The organism is Arthrobacter sp. TJ-178 (genome assembly GCF_058269275.1).
The window spans coordinates 86034-105489 of record NZ_JBZCNK010000005.1 but is presented as its reverse complement, the minus strand read 5'-3'; the positions used below and the strand labels follow the sequence as shown (position 1 = coordinate 105489).

Genomic DNA, 19456 nt, shown 5'->3' with positions numbered 1-19456 from the left:
CGCCCGGCCGGGGATCCGGGCCGACTCGGCCTCTGCATCCATGCAATAAGTGCTTGTTTATCGTCTGGGGAAAGACCCGCTGCGTGCTTGCCCGAGGTTTTTTGAGACCAATAACACGGGGGGCAGTGGAAGCTGCCGAAGGTCAGAGCGGCCTGCCTTCATGCGTAATCGCTGCAAGGAGACTAGGCTAGAGCATATGAGACGCGCAAAAATTGTGGCCACATTCGGCCCCGCAATCGCAAGTTATGAAAACACGCTCGCGGTCCTCCGTGCAGGTGTGGACGTTGCTCGCATGAACATGAGCCATGGCGATCACGACGTACATAAGTCCGTCTACGACAACGTGCGCCGCGCTTCGGAAGAACTGGGCAAGCCGGTCGGCATCTTCGCCGACCTGCAGGGCCCCAAGATTAGACTGGGACGTTTCGTTGACGGCCCGCATTACCTGAACAAGGGTGACGTATTCACGATCACCATTGAAGACGTTCCCGGCACCAAGGAAATTGTCTCCACCACGCACACGGGCCTGCCCAATGACGTCAACGTGGGGGATACCCTCCTCATAGACGACGGCAAGGTTTCGCTGCGCGCCACTGCGGTGGACGACGTCCGGGTTGTCACCGAGGTGACCGTTCCGGGTCCCGTCTCCAACAACAAGGGCCTGAACCTGCCCGGTGTTGCTGTGAGCGTTCCCGCCATGAGTGACAAGGATGAGGCTGACCTCCGTTGGGCCATCCGCACCGGCGTTGACATGGTTGCCCTGTCCTTCGTGCGCAATGCCGTTGATGTGCGCCGTGTCCACGAAATCATGGACGAGGAAGGCCGCCGCGTTCCGGTCATCGCCAAGATCGAAAAGCCGCAGGCAGTTGCTGCGATCGAGGAAATCATTGACGCCTTTGACGCCATCATGGTTGCCCGCGGCGACCTCGGTGTTGAGCTTCCCCTGGAAGACGTCCCCCTGGTGCAGAAGAACGCCATTGAGTTGGCCCGCCGCTGGGCGAAGCCGGTCATCGTGGCAACCCAGGTCCTGGAATCCATGATCGACAGCCCGCGCCCCACCCGCGCCGAGGCTTCCGACTGCGCCAACGCCGTTCTTGACGGTGCCGACGCGGTAATGCTCTCCGGTGAAACCTCCGTGGGCAAGTACCCGATCGAGACCGTGACCACCATGGCACGCATCATCGAGTCCACTGAGGAGCACGGCCTGAACCGCGTTCCGGCCCTGGGTTCCAAGCCGCGCACCCGCGGCGGCGCCATCACCCGTGCCGCTGTTGAGATTGCCGACCAGCTGGACGCCAAGTTCGTGTGCACCTTCACCCAGTCCGGAGATTCGGCCCGCCGGCTCTCCCGCCTGCGTCCGAAGAAGCCCGTTCTGGCCTTCACTCCGGTTGCTGAAACCTACCGCTACATGACCCTGTTCTGGGGCATCCAGCCGATGCTGGTGGAGTTCGCTGAGAACACCGACCAGATGACGGCCCAGGTGGACCGCACCTTGTTCGAGAACGACCTCGTGGAACTCGATGACCTCGTGGTCATTGCCGCCGGTTCGCCTCCCGGACAGGCCGGTTCCACCAACTCCATCAAGGTTCACAAGGTGGGGGACATCGCCGACGCCGGTCAGCGCCTCGACGGACAGATGCAGGTCAAGGAGAAGGTTGGCCCGTGGCCGATCAAGAGCTCCAACAAGGGCAAGGCCAAGTCCATCTAGTTTGGATTGAACCGAGTTCTGCCAAGCTGCCCGGCCGGTTATCCGGCCGGGCAGCTTTTTGCTCGCTGTCTATCCAACTCCATACATTCATATCCAGTTTTTCAAATATGCATCATCAGCGCTAAGTTTCGCCAAGCGGGCGGCCGCCCATCCTCGCAGTGCACGCCACCACTTAACGGGGCCGGCCCGGAGAGGCTTTGACGGCGAGGGTCTCCGGATACAGGAGCTTTGTCCTGTGCTGCCCGTATATGGCCGGGAAGCATGGTTCTGCTGATGCGGGACGTCAATACTGGAAAGACCTGCGGGGAGACCCCGCCGTCGTCGTGCCGCTGGGGGCTATAGGCAGGCGTAATGCACCCGAAGCGAAAGCGGGAAACCGGTATGGATTTTTGGGACAACTTGTGGAATATCGTCTGGTGGGTTTTGAGCGCTGCGGTGTTCTTTGCCTACCTCTTTGCGCTCTTTGCCGTCATCAGTGACCTCTTCCGGGATCAGAGCCTGAGTGGCTGGGCGAAGGCCGCGTGGATCATCTTTATGGTCATCTTCCCGTTCCTGACGGTGCTCGTGTACATCATTGCCCGGGGCAAGGGTATGAACGAACGCGCCATCGACCAGTCCAGGGCCGCTCGGGCATCCACCGAGGACTACATCCGCCGGGTTGCCGCGAGCCCAAGCGACGAGATTGCCAAGGCGCAGGATCTGCTGAACGCGGGATCGATCAACCAGGAGGAATTTGAAATGCTTAAGAGGAGGGCCCTCGCCGTTGCTTAACGGCGGGGCCCTCTTCTTGTCGGCCTGCGCGGCCGGGCGTGCGCTCCGGAACCCTAGTTGACCTGGTTGATGATGGTCTCGGCTACTTCACGCATGCTCAGCCGGCGGTCCATGGAGGTCTTCTGGATCCAGCGGAAGGCCTCGGGCTCGGTGAGGCCCATCTTGGTGGTCAGGAGCGACTTGGCGCGTTCCACCAGCTTGCGGGTGGCGAACTGCTCCTTGAGGTCGCTGACCTCTTCCTCGAGGGCTTTAATTTCCTCGTGGCGGGACAATGCGATCTCGATGGCCGGGATCAGATCGGCCGGGGTGAAGGGCTTGACGACGTAGGCCATGGCTCCGGCCTCGCGGGCCCGGTCCACCAGTTCCTTCTGGCTGAACGCGGTCAGCAGGACCACGGGCGCAATGCGGGCCTTGACGATCTGCTCAGCGGCTGTGATGCCATCCATGACGGGCATCTTGACGTCCATCAGGACCAGGTCGGGCTTGAGTTCGGTGGCCAGCGCTACGGCCTTTTCGCCGTTGTCCGCTTCACCCACGACGTCGTATCCCTCGCCTTTGAGAATTTCCACAATGTCGAGGCGGATCAGCGTCTCATCCTCGGCGACAATGACTCGCCGTGCCGGCGTGTTGGAGGGGGCGGGCTCGGTTGACTCAGACACAGGTGCTCCTCAGGGTGCGGTTGGACTGCCGTGTGCGAACTGACAGTTCACAGAAATAGCCTATCCGCATGTACAGTAGATTTGCGCCCAACACGGATTGTGAACTTGTGATTCACACCGCAGGGAAAGCCCGAATGGCGGAATTGGCAGACGCGCTGCACTCAAAATGCAGTATCGAGAGGTGTGTGGGTTCGAGTCCCACTTCGGGCACCAAAGGAAATCGTCGGGACATCGTTCCCGGATGAGTTGCGACACAGGTAACACCCCGGTCTTCGGACCGGGGTGTTTTCTTTTGCCTGATCAGTTAGGGAGCCCCCGGCACGGGTCCGCAGATTTCGGTTCTCCGATTTGCAAAAAAGTTGGCGGCATGTCTTGACAATTCTTTGAATTGGTGGAGGAGGTCGCTATATTTGTGTTCAGAGAGCCCAAGCTGGGGCGACGTGCCTCCGGCTGTGGGCCGCTGACCACGGGGATGGGCCACGAAGACGAAGGAGACTCTCGTGTCACACAACCTTTCCCTGCGGAAACTGGCGGCTGCAGCAGTGCTGGTTCCGCTCCTTGCCGTAGGTGCCTGCTCCAGCTCAGGGGGACGCTCCCCCGAAGCGGACAGCGACAACGGCGGCACCGTCGCCGACACCGACCGCATCAAGATCGCACTCATCACCCACTCCGGCCCCGGAGATACCTTCTGGGACATTGTGCGCAAGGGCGCGGAAGAAGCCTCGGCAAAAGACAACGTGGAACTGCAGTACCTCTCGGATCCTGAGGGCGGCCGGCAGGCCCAGCTGATTGAACAGGCCGTGGAACAGAACGTGGACGGAATTGCCGTCACCCTGGCCAAGCCGGATGCGGTGGCTTCCGCTCTCGCGAAGGCAGAGGCCGCCGGCATTCCCGTGGTGAGCCTGAACTCCGGGGAGGACAGGTCCGCGGAACTCGGAGCCTTCACCCACTTTGGATCCAACGAACGCCTCGCCGGAGAAGCCGTGGGACAGCGCCTGGTAACGGACGGCTACACGCATCCCATCTGCGTCATCCACGAGCAGGGCAACGTGGGACATGAAAACCGCTGCGCGGGCGTGAAGGCGGAAGTGCCCGGCACCGAAATCCTGTACGTCCAGGGAAGCGACATGACCCAGGTGGAATCCACTGTGACTGCCAAACTGCAGGCAACCGCGGATGCCGACGTCGTTGTTGGCCTGGGTGCCCCTTACACGCTGACGATTCTCAAATCCGTGGAAGCCTCCGGAAGCGGCGCAAAGGTGGCGTCCTTTGACCTGAACCCCGACCTGGCGGACAAGATCGTCAGCGGCGATGTTGTCTTCACGGTTGACCAGCAGCCGTGGCTGCAGGGATACGGCGCGGTTGACGCGCTCTGGCAGCACACACGCGGCGGGTTTGAACTTGGCGGCGGCCAGCCGGTCCTCACCGGGCCCACCATCATCGATTCCTCGAACGCCGAGCAGGTCGCAGAATTCGCCGCGGACGGTATCCGCTGATGTCTTCCTCCAGACCGGTCTGCAGTTCAGAGACACACCCGGGGAAAGCGGCACGCAGAAATGGCTAGTTCAGTTCAGGTCTCCCCGCCGTCGTCCGACGAACGGGTCGGCGGCAAGAGCCCGATTGCCAAAATGCTGGGACGCCCTGAGATCGGCGCCCTCGTAGGGGCCATCGCCCTTTTTGTCTTCTTCTCCGCCGTTGCCCCGGTGTTTCTCCAGCCAGGGTCCATTGCCACTGTCCTGTACGGAGCGTCCACCATCGGAATCATGGCGGTGGGAGTTTCGCTGCTGATGATCGGCGGCGAGTTTGACCTCTCCACCGGTGTCGCCGTGATCAGCTCAGCCCTGATGGCCTCACTGTTCAGCTGGTATTTCTCGACCAACGTGTGGGTGGGAGTGGCGCTGGCGCTGGTGATGTCACTGGCCGTCGGCTTCGTGAACGGCTGGATCCTGGTTAAAACCAAGCTTCCGTCCTTCATCGTGACGCTGGCATCCTTCCTGATGCTCACCGGCCTGAACCTTGGCCTCACCCGGGCCATCGGCGGAAGCGTCGCGTCGCCCTCCATCTCCAACATGGACGGCTTCGACTCAGCCAAGGCCGTCTTTGCCTCGTCGGTTACCCTCGGAGGCGTTGAGGTCCGGATCACCGTCTTCATCTGGATTGCCCTGGTGGCCGTGGCGTCGTGGATCCTGCTGCGGACCAGGATGGGTAACTGGATTTTCGCAGCAGGCGGAGACGATTACGCGGCCCGCGCCGTCGGCGTTCCCGTGGTGAAAACCAAGATCGGGCTCTTCATGGGCGTTGGCTTCTGCGCGTGGATCCTGGGGATGCACAACCTGTTCGCGTTCTCCACGGTGCAGTCCGGAGAAGGCATCGGCAATGAATTCCTGTACATCATTGCTGCTGTGATCGGCGGCTGCCTGCTCACCGGCGGCTACGGGTCCGCCATCGGCGGGGCGATTGGCGCCTTCATCTTCGGCATGGCCAACAAGGGCATCGTCTACGCGGAGTGGAACCCTGACTGGTTCAAGTTCTTCCTCGGCCTGATGCTGCTGTTGGCCACCCTCGTGAACCTGGTGGTCAAACGCCGGGCCGAACAAAGTTAGCGGACGGACAACAGGCATGGACACCAAGAAAAACGGCTCCCACCCGCAGTCCGACGGCGGCGCTGCCGCACCCGGGCCGGCATCGGAGCCTTTGCTGCGGCTGGACAAGGTTGGCAAGCATTACGGCAATGTCATTGCCCTGCACGATGTCACGATGGACGTTGAAGCAGGAAAGGTCACCTGCGTGCTGGGCGACAACGGCGCCGGCAAATCCACCCTGATCAAGATCATTGCCGGCCTGCATCCGCACGATGAGGGCACTTTCTCCGCACTTGGGGCGGAGCGTCGGTTCTCCTCGCCGCGGCAGGCACTGGATTTGGGGATCGCCGCCGTCTACCAGGACCTGGCTGTGGTTTCGCTGATGCCGATCTGGCGCAACTTCTTCCTCGGCTCCGAGCTGACCACCGGCGTCGGCCCGTTCAAGCGGCTGGACGTTGAGCGGATGAAGCAGATCACCAAGCAGGAACTGCAGGACATGGGCATTGACCTGCGGGATGTGGAGCAGCCCATCGGCCAGCTTTCCGGCGGTGAGCGGCAGTGCGTCGCCATCGCCCGCGCGGTGTACTTCGGTGCCAAGGTGCTCATCCTGGATGAACCTACGGCGGCGCTCGGCGTCAAGCAGTCGGGGGTGGTCCTGCGCTACATCCTGCAGGCGCGGGACCGCGGACTGGGAGTAGTCTTCATCACCCACAACCCGCACCACGCCTACCCGGTGGGGGACCGGTTCCTGCTGCTCAAGCGCGGCCGGTCCATCGGCTACTACGGGAAGGACAACGTCACCCTGGACCAGCTCACCGAGCAGATGGCAGGCGGCGCCGAGCTCGTGGAACTGGCCCAGGAACTCGAGACGCTGGGCGGGCACAGGGACGTTATCGCCGAGGTGGAAGCCGAGGTCCGCACCGAAACGGTCCGCGGCTAACTCCGCGCCTGGCCGCACCTGTTGCCGACGACTCAGCCGGCTCAGCCGGCGCAGGGTCACGCGTAGCGGTCAAAGGAGTCCAACAGCCGCTGCACGGACCCGCCGAGGTTCCACTGATCCGCGAGCCGCTCCAGTTCCGCACGCGCCTCGCCGGTAACTGGCTGAAGCCGCGCACCGGCGTCGGCCGGGGCGGGCACCGCGAGATCGCGGACCACCCGGACGACGTCGGGCGCCACCGCAAGGTAGTCCGCAGCAGCCGCCAGCTTTGAGCGCACCGGCCCGGAGACGGAGCTGGCCGGATCGGCCGCCGCCGCGAGCAGGGCATCCAGCGTGCCAAACTCGCCCAGCAGCGACGCCGCGGTCTTCTCACCGATTCCTGCAACACCCGGCAGCCCGTCGGAGGCATCTCCGCGCAGCGTGGCGTAGTCGGCATACTGCTGCGGCAGCACCCGGTACTTGGCCACAATGGAGGCTTCGGTCAGCACCTCGAGGTTCTTCATGCCCCGCGCCGTGTAGATCACGCGGACTCTGCGCCCGTCGTCGATCACCTGGAACAGGTCCCGGTCCCCGGTCACCACGTCCACGGGCGAATCGGCGGACGTCGCGTAGGTGCCGATCACGTCGTCGGCCTCATGGTCCCGAACACCGACGACGGCGACGCCGGCAAGTTCCAGGGTGCGGCGGATCATCGGGATCTGGGCCTCCAGCGGGTCAGGGACCACTTCCACGTCCGGCGCGCCGGCCACCTCCTCGGCCACCCGGTGCGCCTTGTAGGTGGGCAGCAGATTCACGCGCCACTGCGGCCGCCAGTTCTCATCCCAGCACGCGATCAGATCCGTAGCTTCATAATCAGCGGTCAGCCGGGCAATCATGTCCAGCAGGCCGCGCACAGCGTTGACCGGCGTGCCGTCACTGCGGCGGATCGTGTCCGGCACGCCGTAGAAGGCGCGGAAGTACAGGGAAGCAGTGTCAAGCAGCATCAGGCGCCGGTTCATAGGTGTGATCCTCGCACGAACGGGCACTGGAACGGTACGACGCCTAGGATGAGTCCATGATCTGCAGTGCGGGGATTCTGCTGTACCGCCGAGCCCCGGCGGACACGGGAACAGAGCAGCTCGAGGTATGGATCGGGCACATGGGCGGGCCGTTCTGGGCCCGTCGGGATGATCATGCCTGGTCCATCCCCAAGGGCGAGTACCCGCCGGAGGAAGATCCGTTGGCCGCCGCGCTGCGGGAATTTGCTGAAGAAATGGGCACCCCGGCGCCTGCCGCGGACTACGCCCTGCTCGGCAGTTTCCGTGCTTCCGCCAAGAAGACCATTACCGTTTTTACCGCAGAAGCGGACTTCGCACCGGAGCGCATTGAGAGCAACACTTTTCTCCTGGAGTGGCCGCCCAAATCCGGCAGGGTCCGGGAGTACCCAGAAATTGACGACGCCGGCTGGTTCCCTGAGCCCGTTGCGCGCACCAAACTGGTCAAAGGCCAGCAGCAGGTCCTTGATGCGCTGATCCTGCGGCTGAACGGCTGATGCACCTGATGCACCTGCTGATTCAGCGGCGGAAGTCAGCCGGCGGGGGTCGACTGTATCGGTGCTGAAACGGCGCGGATACCCTCGAATAAGCAGGACGATCCCACATCTTTATGCCGGCGCGGCTGCCGGGCCTTTGGAGGTATGTCCCATGCCCGCACACCAGATGAACACAGACTCACGAGACTCAGGAGAATCGACAGCGACGGGCTCAAGGGGCCCTGGCTTCTTCGTATCTCCCCGGACGTGGCTGCTGCCGTTTCTGGTCCTCCTGCTGCTGGGCGGAACAGGTACGGCTTTGTATATCGGCGGGCTGGGCAGCCCGGGCAACCATTTGGATCATTTCCCCATGGCGGTGGTGAATCAGGACAAGGGCACGGTGACGGCGGACGGCGGACGCGAGGACCTGGGGCAGAACATCACGGACGAGATTCAGAAGGGATTCAGCAGCTCGGACAAGATTGATCTGCGGGTCCTCTCCTGGGATGACGCCCAGGACCAGATGCGCACGGGCGAGCTCCACGGCGCCGTTGTCATCCCCGAATCCTTTTCGGCGGACGCCACCGCACTGGTGAGCGGGGCGCTCAGCGCCGATGAGGTGTCACGGCCCTCAATCACCGTCTACACCAATCCCCTGGCCGGGCCGCTGGCCAGCAGTCTGGCCACAAATGCGATCAATCCGGCACTCGAACAGGCGAACCGCGGGCTGGGCGAGCAGCTGTCCAGCTCCGCCATGCAGGCGCAGGATCAGGCCCGGACGGAGCTCCGGGGCCAACTGGAGGAGCTGGGCACACAACTTCCCGCCCAGCTGGAACAGCAGATTGCCCCAAAGGTTGGCGGAACATCGGCCGATCTGCTGGCTGATCCGATTGCGATCAAGACCACAGCGTTCGAAGAGCCCCCCGAGGGTGCGGCCCTGGGCGAGGGGGCGTTCTTCTATTCCGTGCTGCTGATGGTGGTGGGCCTCAGCGGATCCGTGGCCCTGCACTTCCTGATTGATTCCCGGCTGGGGGTGGCGCCGGTCGAACTGGGTCCGCGTTTTGTCCTGGGGCCGCAGCTGCGCCCGGCACGCTGGTTCACGTATCTGGTCAAGTGGGGCATCGTGATCATTGCGGCACTGCCAACTGCCGGCCTGATGATGTGGGTGGCGTCCGCCGTCGGAATGGCCATTCCGTACGGAGGCTGGTTTTTCCTCACCACCTGGCTCTCCATTGTGACCGTATCCGCGGTGACCTTTGCACTGATTACCCTGTTCGGCAGCGCGGGCATGATCCTGTCCCTCATTTACGTGGTGTTCATGGGACTGCCGGCCGCCACCGGAGTGGTGCCGCTGGAAGCCCTGCCCGGGTTCTTCCGGGTCATAGCCCCCGCTGAACCGCTGTACCACATGACCATGGCCAACAGGGCGGTTCTCTATTTTGACGCGAATGCCGGGGCGGGCGTGCAGAGCGGGATTATTGGCATGCTCGTCATCACACTCATTGCCGTGGTGGCGGCCGTGGTGTTCTCAGCCATTTATGACCGGATGCTGGGCAGACGCGGTGCGCGGATGGAACAGGCAGTATAAGACCGGCGCGCAGCCCGGCCCCGGCGGGAGATGCGGAAGTCGCTATTTTGCGGCGGGCCGTGCCCGCAGGTGGGCCCGCTCTCCCTGGGGGCCAAACAGGGCGAGGAATTCCACGCTTTCAGCTGTGGCGTTGTCCATCCAGTGCGGGGTCCGGGTGTTGAACTCGGCGGCCTCGCCCGGTTTCAGGGTCAATTCCTGCCCGCCCAGCACCAGCCGCAGCCTCCCGCTCAGGACGTAGAGCCATTCGTAGCCCTCATGGGTCTGCGGATCCGGGGTGCCCGGGGATTTCCTGCCCGGAAGTATGTATTTGTACGCTCCAATTCCTCCGGCCTGCTCCGTCAACGGAATGATGGTTGCACCGTGGCGGCGGATCGGACGCATATGCACGCGGGGGTCCCCGGTGGCCGGAGCATCCACCAGCTCATCAATAGTCACCCCGTAAATCTTCGCCAGGGGCATCAGCAGTTCCAGTGTGGCTCGGCGCTGGCCGGATTCCAGCCGGGAGAGTGTGCTGACCGAAATTCCGGTACTGGCGGAGATTCCGGCAAGCGTCAGGCGTCTTTCAATCCGCAGCGCGCGGAGCCGGGCACCGACGCCAGTGAGGGCAGCAGCAGGGGAATGATCCATAGCTGCCATTTTGCCATCACGGCAAAGAACTTTGCCCACTCTCGCAGCTCCATCCGACACTGGGATCAGTCCCCGGCCCCAACGGCAGGGGGATTGGGCAATGGCAGCGGTATCACCTACAGGAGTGCGGACATGGAAACAGCAGCAGGGACCACCAGCGGAAGAGCCGGCAACCGGTACGACGTCGTCGTCATTGGCGGTGCCGCAGCCGGACTCAGCGGAGCGCTGGCTCTGGCACGGGCACGCAGGTCAGTACTGGTGGTGGACGCGGGGGATCCGCGCAATGCGCCGGCGGCCCACATCCACAACTACCTTGGCCGCGAGGGCGTAGCGCCGGGGGAGCTGTTCGGCACCGGCGCAGACGAGGTGCGCAGCTTCGGCGGCACCGTGCGGGCGGGCAGGGTGACCACCGTGACCCGGGATGCCGAGGGAGGCTTCCGGGTGCACCTGGCCGACGGCGGGCAGGTGCCGGCCCGCCGGGTGCTGGCTGCCACCGGGGTACGGGACATCCTGCCGGACCTGCCCGGGATTCAGGAGCGCTGGGGCACGAGCGTCCTGCACTGTCCGTACTGCCACGGCTGGGAAATCCGGGACAAGGCCATCGGCATCCTGGCCACAGACCTGGGCATTGCCATGCACCAGGCCCTGCTGTGGCGCCAGTGGAGCGCGGATGTGGTCCTGTTCCTGCACACGGCAGGAACTCCGGACGCCATTCAGGCGGAGCAGCTTGCTGCGCGGGGGATCCGGACGGTTTCCGGGGAGGTTACGGGGCTGGAGGGAGACGGCGCCGGTGTTCGGCTGGCCAACGGAGCCTTGGTGACCCGGGATGCGCTGGTGGTGTTTGCCCCGTTGGAGGCGCGGGCCGGGTACCTTGCGGAGCTGGGGGTCGTCCCCGTGGATCAGTACATGGGCGAGGTGGTCTTTGGGACCGCAATTCCGGCCGAACCCACCGGTGCAACCGCGGTGCCCGGTCTCTACGCGGCCGGCAACCTGACGGCACCGGCAACTCAGGTGATGGCTGCTGCCGCTGCGGGCCTGATGGCGGGCGCCGCCATTAACGGAGACCTGATCGCCGAGGAGACGGCGCTCGGCGTCGCAGCGCTCGCGGGCGCTGCGCAGAACAGCTAGAGCAGGAAGACGGAGGAAGGCCGCGCCAGGAAGTTTCCCGGATGGGTGACCGGCGCGGCCAGCATTCCCACGCAGGAGTCGATGAGGAAGTAGCCGACGCCGGTCCAGTTCGGTTTTTCCACCCCGTCCTGGATACGGGCCTCATATTCGGCACAGACGCCGAGCACCATGCTGCCCAGGATCGAGGATCGGCCGTACAGGACCGACGGCGGCACATCGCCTACTGCGGCATGAGTCCGTGCCACCAGCTCCTCCATTGCGGGACTGGCGACGGCGGCCTCGGTCAGCACCTGGTGAACCGAGGGCACCGAGCGGATCTGGTGCACAAAGCGTGCCCGCCAGCTGGGTACGGGCAGCGAAGCCAGATGGTCCACCCAGGGAAGGATCATCACGGTGAGCAGATCCGGCAGGGGAGCATCCGCCGGCAGGTTGGCGAGCAGTTCAGTCCGCCGCCGGTTCGTGTCCTCCAGATGCCGGGTGACGAGCGCGCGCAGCAGTTCATCGCGGCCGCCGAAGTGGTACGCGACGGCGGAATGGTTGGCCGTGCCCGCGTGCTCGGCGATCCGCCGGTTGGAAACTGCGTCGATGCCAAACCGGGCAAAAAGCTCCTCGGCTGAATCCAACAGAGTGCCGCGTGCCTTCTCGCCGTGTTGTCCCATGCTTGGTGGTTCCTCTTCTCGGCGTTCTGTTCGGTCGATTTCCAATTTTACGCCAGGTGGCGTAATTTTGACGAGTTGGTTCACACTGACCCGTCCCGGCCGTCTCCGGCCCCGGCGCACCTCGCCCCGCCTTCCATTCTTCAGCACAGGAGCACGTCCTTGACCAATTCTTCCCCTACCTCCACCGACTCCCCGCCGGAGAATGATCCGGCGGCGGAGCCAACTCAGGAAACGGAAAGCCGGGACCTCGAGGCCGCCGCCAAGCGGGCCAAGGCTGAAAAGATCGGGCGCTACGTCGCCATGTTCATGATGCCCCTGCTGATGGTGTCCATGCTGGTGGGCGGATATCTGGCCGCCATGCATTCCCCGGCCCCGCACAATATGCCGGTTGCCGTCAGCGGTTCCGCCCAGCAGGCGGACAGCTTTGCCAAAGCACTGGAATCCGCCGACGCCGACGCCGTCGAGGTCCGGATTGTGGACACGGCCGACGACGCCCGGCAGCTGGTGCTGGACCGCGAGGTTGCCAGCGCTGTGGCGCTCGGCGACGGAACCGCCACCCTTTACACCGCCGGTGCCGCCGGCGCCTCCCAAGCCAGCACGGTCACCGCCATGCTGGCACCCCAGGTGCTCGCCTCCGGCCTGACCCTGCAGACCGAGGACATCGCGCCGCTGCCGGCCAAGGACATGGCCGGCCTGGGCGCAATGTTCATGACCACGGCCCTGATGCTCGCGGGTTACATGCCCCTGAGCCTGGCCCTGTCCAACTCTCCGGAACTGATGCGCTTCCGCCGTTTTGTTCCGCTGCTGGCCGGCTGGTCCGCACTGATTTCCGCCCTGGTTTGGACCGTCGTCGGCCCCATCATGGGCATCGTCGAAGGCCACACCGCTGCTGTCCTGGGGATCTGCTGGCTCGCCGTGTTCGCGGTGGGCAGCGTCCAGCTGTTCCTCACCCGGATCCTGGGCCCGATGGCCGTCCTGGTTGGCATGCTGTTCCTGATGGTGCTGGGTGTTCCCTCCTCCAACATGAGCATGTCCGTGCACACCATGCCCGGGCTGTACCCGTTCCTGCACAGTTTCCTTCCCGCTGCCGCAACCGGTGAATCTCTGCGGTCCGTCCTGTACTTCGGCGGAAACGGCGTGGGCCGGCACCTGTTGGTGCTGGTTATCGGTGCGGTTGCAGCTCTGCTGCTGACGCTTGGCATCGATGCCGCGAAGCGGCGCCGCAAGCCGGACGCCAAGCCCCTGGCCGTCAACGTTGCCTCACTGCACGGCGGCCCCCGCCCGAAGAGCCGGGCCTGGCGCTATGTCACCCTCGGGTTCCTGCCGCTGACGATGGTTGTGATGATGCTTTCGCTGATGCTGGGTGCGATGTACCAGCCCACGCCGCGGGACATGCCCGTCGCCGTCGTCGGCACCACTGCCGAACAGGCCGAGCAGGCAGTTGCCGGGCTGGAAGAAAACATGTCAGGCCTCTTTGACCTGCGGGCGATGGACTCCGCCGAGGAAGCCCGGGACCAGGTCCGGGACCGGACCATCACAGCTGCCTATGTGCTGCCTTCGGCCGAGAATCCGACGTCCACCCTCATCTCCAACCAGGCTGCCGGCACCAGCGCCCAGCAGGTGGTCAACCGTGTCTTTACGCAGGTGGCCGCAGGCCAGCAGATGGAGCTGACCACTCAGGACGTGGCACCGCTGCCCAACAAGGACTCCATGGGCATGTCCACCATGTACCTGGCCATGGGGTGGATCATGGCCGGCTTCATGATCATCATTGTGGGCTCCACCGCCCAGCCCGCCAGCCGTCCGCTGCGCAAGCTGGTGCCGATTGCCGCCGGCTGGGCCGTGGGGTACTCGGCCCTGCTGTGGGTCATCGTCGACGTCTTCGTGGGTGCGATCGACGGCCACTTCCTCGCACTGTGGGGCGCCGGTGCCGTGGCGATCTTCTGTGTCGCGATGTTCACCGCGGTCCTGGAACGCCTGATCGGTATGCTCGCCATCCTTCCGGCGATCGGCATCCTGATGTTCCTGGGCATTCCGGCCTCCGGTGCGGCAATGTCCATCTACATGGAGCCGGAGTTCTTCCGTTTCCTGCACGGGTTCCTGCCGATGCCGGCTGCCGTGGAGTCCATCCGCTCCATCCTGTACTTTGGCGGCGACACCGTCGGTTCGCACTTGCTGACGCTGGGTATCTGGGGAGCCGCTTCCCTGTTGGTTCTGGTGATCATCGACCGGATCAAGCCGCCGCGGGACACCGCTTGGCCGGTGGATGACGCTCCGGTTGAGCCGGCTCCTGAAAGAGCCGAAGAGAAGGAACTCGCCGCGGTGTAGTCCGCTGCAGTTCAGGCACCCCGGCGGTGCCGCAGAACAAATCAAGGGCCGCTGCCTCTGCAGCGGCCCTTGATTGTTTTTATGGCTCCTCAGGCTCCAGTACCCGGTTTGAAAAATTGCGGCCCGATTGAGGAAAACTCTGTTGACCGTTCGGATGTTAGCGTTCACAATTGCGCGCAGGGCAGGAAGCCCCCGCAGCGAAGGCGATGCATTGTGTCCCTGCTGCGGTCCTAACTCCAGGAGGCAGCAGTGTTTCGGAAAACCCTTATGACAGCCGCGGCCGTTTCGGCACTGGCATTGTCTGCGTGCGGCGGCTCGGATGCGGGCGGCGGGTCCGATGACGGGATCACCATGGGCTTTGCCCAAGTGGGAGCCGAAAGCGGTTGGCGTACCGCCAATACAAAATCCGTGAATGAGGCGGCCGCTGCGGCCGGCATCGACCTTAAATTCAATGACGCCCAGCAAAAACAGGAAAACCAGATCAAAGCCATCCGCTCCTTCATCCAGCAGAAAGTGGACGTCATCGCGTTCTCGCCGGTGGTTGAATCCGGATGGGACACTGTCCTGAAGGAAGCCCAGGATGCGAATATCCCGGTAATCCTCACCGACCGGGCCATCGACTCCACCGATACTTCTCTGTATGAGAGCTTCCTGGGCTCCGACTTCATCGAAGAGGGCAAGAAGGCCGGCCAATGGCTGGTGGAGGACTCGGCTGCCGTGGATGGTCCGGTAAACATTGTGGAATTGCAGGGAACCACGGGCGCCGCACCGGCCCTGGACCGGAAGGAAGGCTTTGAAGAGGCCATCGCTGCCGACCCCGATCTGAAGATCGTGCAGTCCCAGACGGGCGATTTCACCCGCAGCGGCGGCAAGCAGGTCATGGAAGCCTTCCTCAAGAACACGCCGGACATTGACGTTGTCTACGCCCACAATGACGACATGGGTCTCGGCGCAATCGAGGCAATTGAAGCCGCCGGCAAGGTGCCGGGCAAGGACATCAAGATTATTACCGTGGACGCCGTCAAGGACGGAATGACGGCACTGTCCGAGGGCAAGATCAACTACATCGTTGAATGCAACCCGCTGTTGGGTGATCAGCTGATGGACCTGGCCGAGAAGGTTGTTGCGGGCGAAGACGTGCCGGAGCGTGTTGTCACGGAAGAAACTGCTTTCACCCAGGAAGAGGCCACGAAGGCCCTTCCGGATCGAAAGTACTGAACCGGATCAAAAGTACCGGGCCGGCCTGAAGCGCCGGGCCGGATTGCGGGAAGCCCGGCGAGGGCTATTCCGGAGACAACCATCGGGAGGAGTGCGGTGAGCCGGTGCTCACCGCACTCCGGCACAGAAAAGATGCATCCATGAATGAAACCGTTCCCCTCGTGGAGATGACTGGAATCTCCATTGAATTTCCCGGTGTCAAAGCCCTGGACGGCGTGGACTTCCGGCTCTTTCCGGGTGAAGTGCACGCTCTCATGGGCGAGAACGGCGCGGGAAAATCCACCCTGATCAAGGCCTTGACGGGCGTCTACCCGGTGGACAGCGGAACAATCACCGTCGCGGGGACGGAGCGGAACTTTAGCAGCCCTGCCGAGGCCCAGGAGGCCGGGATCAGCACTGTCTATCAGGAAGTGAACCTCTGCCCCAACCTCTCGGTGGAAGAGAACATCCTCCTGGGACGAGAACCACGCCGGCACGGCCGCATCGACTGGAAGGCAGTGCGCAGGAGTGCACGGCGCGTCCTGGCTGATCTCCAACTGGGCCATCTGGATCCCGGCTCGGTCCTTTCCACCCATTCCCTGGCAATCCAACAGCTCGTGGCCATTGCCCGGTCCGTCCAGATTGAAGCGAAAGTCCTCATCCTGGATGAGCCCACCTCCAGCTTGGACGCGGAAGAAGTGCAGCAGCTCTTCACCGTGGTCCGTTCACTGCGCGAACAGGGAGTCGGGATTGTCTTTGTCTCGCATTTCCTTGAGCAGGTGTATGAGATTTCGGACCGGATGACGGTGCTCCGGAACGGAAAGCTGGTGGGCGAATACCCGACAAGCGAGCTGCCCCGGATGAGCCTGATCCAGAAGATGATCGGCAGGGATGTGGAAGTCCTGGCCGAGCTGGACCGTTCCGAAACGGCGGTGTCCAGGGCAGAGATGTCACCGGGAACGGCGCTGCTTCAGACGGAAAATCTCGGGAGGAAAGGTTCCGTCGCGAACATCAGCATCAGCGTGGCGCCGGGCCAGATCCTGGGACTTGCCGGACTGCTTGGATCCGGACGCACCGAAACCGCACGGCTGCTCTTTGGCGCCGATCACGCGGATCAGGGTGAGCTGCGCATCAGCGGCACCAGCCGGAACCTGCGCAGTCCGCGTGCCGCCATCAACGCCGGAATTGGATTCTCTTCCGAGAACCGAAAGGAAGAAGGCCTCATCGGCGACCTCTCAGTGAAAGACAACCTGGTCCTGGCCATGCAGGCCAGCAAGGGCTGGCTGCGGCGAATCCCCAGTCGGCAGCAGGACCAGCTGTCCGAGAAATTCATCGAGACACTGGACATCCGGCCGGCCAACAAGGATGCGCTGATCCGCAACCTCAGCGGCGGAAACCAGCAGAAGGTGCTTCTGGCCCGCTGGCTGATCATGAACCCGAAGCTGCTCATCCTCGATGAACCCACGCGGGGCATCGACATCGGTGCCAAGACACAAATTCAGCTCCTCATCAGCAACCTGGCCGCAGAAGGAATGGCGATGATCTTTATTTCCTCCGAGCTCGAGGAAGTCCTTCGGCTCAGTGACTCCATAGCCGTCCTGAAAGACCGGGAGATGGTGGCCAACCTCCCCAACAACGGCGTCACCATGGATGACGTGATGGCCATCATTGCCGGGAGCAACGCATGAACGGGATTTTGCGGCACCGCCTCACCTGGCCTGTCCTCGCACTGGTCCTGCTGCTGCTTCTCAACCAGGCGTTCCGGTCCGATTTCCTCACGGTCCGGGTCCAGGACGGGCATCTGTACGGCAGCCTGATCGACATCCTGCGCAACGGTGCGCCCACCATCCTGATTGCCCTGGGCATGACCCTGGTCATTGCCTCCCGGGGGATTGACCTTTCGGTGGGGGCGGTGGCGGCCATTGCGGGAGCAATCTCCTGCACATATATCTACAATTCACCTGATCCCGGTTCCGCGCAGACCGCGATGACGGCGGTGCTGATCGCGGTGGTTGCCGGCCTGGTCTTGGGGGCGTGGAACGGTTTCCTCGTAGCCGTCATCGGAATCCAGCCCATCATCGCCACCCTGGTCCTCATGACCGCCGGGCGCGGACTGGCGCAGCTCGTGACCGACGGACAGATCATTTCGGTTTCCAACGACACCTTCCATGCCATCGGCGCAGGCTTCTTCCTGGGCCTGCCCATCTCGATCCTGATCGCGGCGGCGGTGTTGGCCGCTGCCGGGCTGCTGACCCGCCGCACGGCGCTGGGAACACTGATCGAAGCCGTCGGCATCAACCCCGCGGCGAGCCGGCTGGCCGGCATCAAAGCCCGCAGCATCACCTGGATCGTCTACATCTTCAGCGGGTTCTGTGCGGCGGCGGCCGGGCTGATGATCAGCTCCAACGTCACAGCAGCTGATGCCAACAACGCCGGGCTTTTCATCGAAATGGATGCGATTCTCGCCGTCGTTATTGGCGGAACCTCACTTGCCGGCGGCCGCTACAGCCTCGTGGGCACCCTGATCGGTGCACTGATCATCCAGACGCTGACAACTTCGGTCTACACGCTGGGCATCCCGCCCGAAGCAACCCTGGTGTTCAAGGCGCTGGTCGTGATCATCGTCTGCCTGCTTCAGGCCCCGAAGGCACGGACCCTGCTCCGGCAGCGAAAACGCTCCGTTCCTGAACCTTCCGGCATTAAGGCGGCTGTCTAATGTCAGTGCTCACCAGCCCTTCCTCGCCCTCCACCCGCAACCGGATCAGCCGGCTGCGCGGTGCAGCGAAGTTTGCTCCCACCCTGGCGGCGATCGGATTGTTCTTGGCAATGTTTGCCGCCGGGTCCGTGATGTATCCGGGGTTTGCCTCCGGACAGGTGTTCCTCAACCTGCTTATCGACAACACGTTCCTGATTGTGCTCGCCGTCGGCATGACCTTTGTCATCCTCACCGGAGGCATCGACCTTTCAGTGGGCTCCGTTGTTGCCCTCTCCATGATGATCGCGGCCAGTCTCCTGCAGGCCGGCTGGAATCCCTTTGCCGTCATTGTGCTTGTGCTCCTGGCCGGTGCGGCGTTCGGGCTGCTGATGGGGCTGATCATCCAGGTCTTCGAGATCCAGCCCTTCATCGTGACCCTGGCCGGACTCTTCCTGGCCAGGGGGCTGTGCTATGTCATCAGCTTGGACGCCATCACCGTGACCGATCCGTTTTTCACCTCCATGGCCCAGTCCCGGATCCGTTTCGGAGGCCTGTTTGTCTCCCCGGGCGTCATCATTGCTCTGCTCGTGGCTGCGGCGGCGGTGTACGTCCTGCACCAGACGCGCTTTGGCAGGACGGTCTATGCGATTGGCGGCGGAGAATCCTCGGCTGTGCTGATGGGACTGGCCGTGCCCCGGACCAAGGTGCTGGTCTACGCGATCAGCGGCCTGTGCTCCGCAACCGCAGGCATCCTCTTTTCCTTCTACAGTCTCTCCGGCTACAGTCTCGCCGCCCAGGGCATGGAACTGGATGCGATTGCTGCCGTGGTGGTCGGAGGAACGCTGCTGACCGGCGGGTACGGCTACGTGATCGGTTCGCTGACCGGAGTCCTGGTCCTGGGAATCGTCCAGACCTTCATTTCTTATGAAGGAACCCTGAGCTCCTGGTGGACCCGGATCGTCATCGGCGCCCTGCTGCTGGTCTTCATCCTGCTGCAGAAGCTCTTCTCGCGAACAGCGAAACTCGCGTAGCCGTATCCAACGGCGCCCGCCGTCGTCGTTCCCGCA

17 protein-coding genes and 1 tRNA gene are annotated in these 19456 nt (G+C 63.5%); 14 read left to right on the top strand and 4 right to left on the bottom strand.

Annotation, left to right across the window (positions count from 1 at the left end; all coding sequences use genetic code 11):
- The first annotated feature begins 196 nt into the window (after nucleotides 1–196).
- On the top strand, nucleotides 197–1708 hold the full coding sequence (pyk, locus tag AC4D2Q_RS14170) for a pyruvate kinase (protein WP_490947172.1): 1512 nt from the start codon (nucleotides 197–199) through the stop codon (nucleotides 1706–1708).
- A 351-nt stretch (nucleotides 1709–2059) separates the two neighbouring features.
- Nucleotides 2060–2479, top strand: a complete 420-nt coding sequence (locus AC4D2Q_RS14165; protein ID WP_490947171.1) for a PLD nuclease N-terminal domain-containing protein — start codon at nucleotides 2060–2062, stop codon at nucleotides 2477–2479.
- 53 nt (nucleotides 2480–2532) lie between these two features.
- Here AC4D2Q_RS14165 and AC4D2Q_RS14160 read toward each other — a convergent pair whose 3' ends face one another.
- Nucleotides 2533–3138 (bottom strand): ANTAR domain-containing response regulator, encoded by a 606-nt coding sequence (locus AC4D2Q_RS14160; RefSeq protein WP_400932021.1) that lies wholly within the window; start codon nucleotides 3136–3138, stop codon nucleotides 2533–2535.
- A 128-nt stretch (nucleotides 3139–3266) separates the two neighbouring features.
- Between AC4D2Q_RS14160 and AC4D2Q_RS14155 the strand changes: the two genes are divergently transcribed.
- From AC4D2Q_RS14155 to AC4D2Q_RS14140, 4 genes are all read left to right on the top strand, one after another.
- Nucleotides 3267–3351: transfer RNA gene (locus AC4D2Q_RS14155), tRNA-Leu, on the top strand.
- Between the two features lie 287 nt (nucleotides 3352–3638).
- Entirely contained in the window at nucleotides 3639–4634 is a 996-nt protein-coding gene (locus tag AC4D2Q_RS14150) for a substrate-binding domain-containing protein (protein WP_490947170.1), read from the top strand.
- A 60-nt stretch (nucleotides 4635–4694) separates the two neighbouring features.
- Complete coding sequence (locus AC4D2Q_RS14145; protein ID WP_490947169.1) at nucleotides 4695–5741, top strand: ABC transporter permease; 1047 nt, start codon at nucleotides 4695–4697, stop codon at nucleotides 5739–5741.
- 16 nt (nucleotides 5742–5757) lie between these two features.
- The gene (locus AC4D2Q_RS14140) at nucleotides 5758–6660 is read left to right on the top strand and encodes an ATP-binding cassette domain-containing protein (protein WP_490947168.1); all 903 of its coding nucleotides are present in this window, start codon (nucleotides 5758–5760) and stop codon (nucleotides 6658–6660) included.
- A 56-nt stretch (nucleotides 6661–6716) separates the two neighbouring features.
- On the opposite strand, the gene AC4D2Q_RS14135 is transcribed toward AC4D2Q_RS14140, so the two are convergent.
- Nucleotides 6717–7655, bottom strand: coding sequence for a 5'-3' exonuclease (locus tag AC4D2Q_RS14135; protein WP_490947167.1), 939 nt, complete (start codon nucleotides 7653–7655; stop codon nucleotides 6717–6719).
- A gap of 56 nt (nucleotides 7656–7711) precedes the next feature.
- Here AC4D2Q_RS14135 and AC4D2Q_RS14130 point away from each other — a divergent pair, with 56 nt between their 5' ends.
- Entirely contained in the window at nucleotides 7712–8188 is a 477-nt protein-coding gene (locus AC4D2Q_RS14130) for an NUDIX hydrolase (protein ID WP_490947166.1), read from the top strand.
- Between the two features lie 151 nt (nucleotides 8189–8339).
- Nucleotides 8340–9755, top strand: coding sequence for a YhgE/Pip domain-containing protein (locus AC4D2Q_RS14125; RefSeq protein ID WP_490947165.1), 1416 nt, complete (start codon nucleotides 8340–8342; stop codon nucleotides 9753–9755).
- A 42-nt stretch (nucleotides 9756–9797) separates the two neighbouring features.
- On the opposite strand, the gene AC4D2Q_RS14120 is transcribed toward AC4D2Q_RS14125, so the two are convergent.
- Nucleotides 9798–10382: a helix-turn-helix domain-containing protein gene (locus AC4D2Q_RS14120; protein WP_490947164.1), complete on the bottom strand. Its 585-nt coding sequence runs from the start codon at nucleotides 10380–10382 to the stop codon at nucleotides 9798–9800.
- A gap of 132 nt (nucleotides 10383–10514) precedes the next feature.
- Between AC4D2Q_RS14120 and AC4D2Q_RS14115 the strand changes: the two genes are divergently transcribed.
- On the top strand, nucleotides 10515–11510 hold the full coding sequence (locus tag AC4D2Q_RS14115; protein ID WP_490947163.1) for an NAD(P)/FAD-dependent oxidoreductase: 996 nt from the start codon (nucleotides 10515–10517) through the stop codon (nucleotides 11508–11510).
- Here the strand turns inward: AC4D2Q_RS14115 and AC4D2Q_RS14110 are convergent.
- Nucleotides 11507–12169: a TetR/AcrR family transcriptional regulator gene (locus AC4D2Q_RS14110; RefSeq protein ID WP_490947162.1), complete on the bottom strand. Its 663-nt coding sequence runs from the start codon at nucleotides 12167–12169 to the stop codon at nucleotides 11507–11509. The genes AC4D2Q_RS14115 and AC4D2Q_RS14110 overlap by 4 nt on opposite strands.
- 159 nt (nucleotides 12170–12328) lie before the next feature.
- Here AC4D2Q_RS14110 and AC4D2Q_RS14105 point away from each other — a divergent pair, with 159 nt between their 5' ends.
- The 5 genes from AC4D2Q_RS14105 to yjfF all read left to right on the top strand — a co-directional run bounded on the left by AC4D2Q_RS14105 (nucleotide 12329) and on the right by yjfF (nucleotide 19420).
- Entirely contained in the window at nucleotides 12329–14497 is a 2169-nt protein-coding gene (locus AC4D2Q_RS14105) for an ABC transporter permease (protein WP_490947161.1), read from the top strand.
- A 267-nt stretch (nucleotides 14498–14764) separates the two neighbouring features.
- Nucleotides 14765–15715, top strand: a complete 951-nt coding sequence (locus AC4D2Q_RS14100; protein ID WP_490925154.1) for an ABC transporter substrate-binding protein — start codon at nucleotides 14765–14767, stop codon at nucleotides 15713–15715.
- A gap of 140 nt (nucleotides 15716–15855) precedes the next feature.
- Nucleotides 15856–17382 (top strand): sugar ABC transporter ATP-binding protein, encoded by a 1527-nt coding sequence (locus AC4D2Q_RS14095; protein ID WP_490925155.1) that lies wholly within the window; start codon nucleotides 15856–15858, stop codon nucleotides 17380–17382.
- On the top strand, nucleotides 17379–18410 hold the full coding sequence (locus tag AC4D2Q_RS14090; RefSeq protein WP_490925156.1) for an ABC transporter permease: 1032 nt from the start codon (nucleotides 17379–17381) through the stop codon (nucleotides 18408–18410). The genes AC4D2Q_RS14095 and AC4D2Q_RS14090 overlap by 4 nt, the downstream gene beginning before the upstream one ends.
- Nucleotides 18410–19420 (top strand): galactofuranose ABC transporter, permease protein YjfF, encoded by a 1011-nt coding sequence (yjfF, locus tag AC4D2Q_RS14085; protein ID WP_490947160.1) that lies wholly within the window; start codon nucleotides 18410–18412, stop codon nucleotides 19418–19420. Before AC4D2Q_RS14090 ends, yjfF begins: the two co-directional genes overlap by 1 nt.
- The last annotated feature ends 36 nt before the right edge of the window (nucleotides 19421–19456 follow it).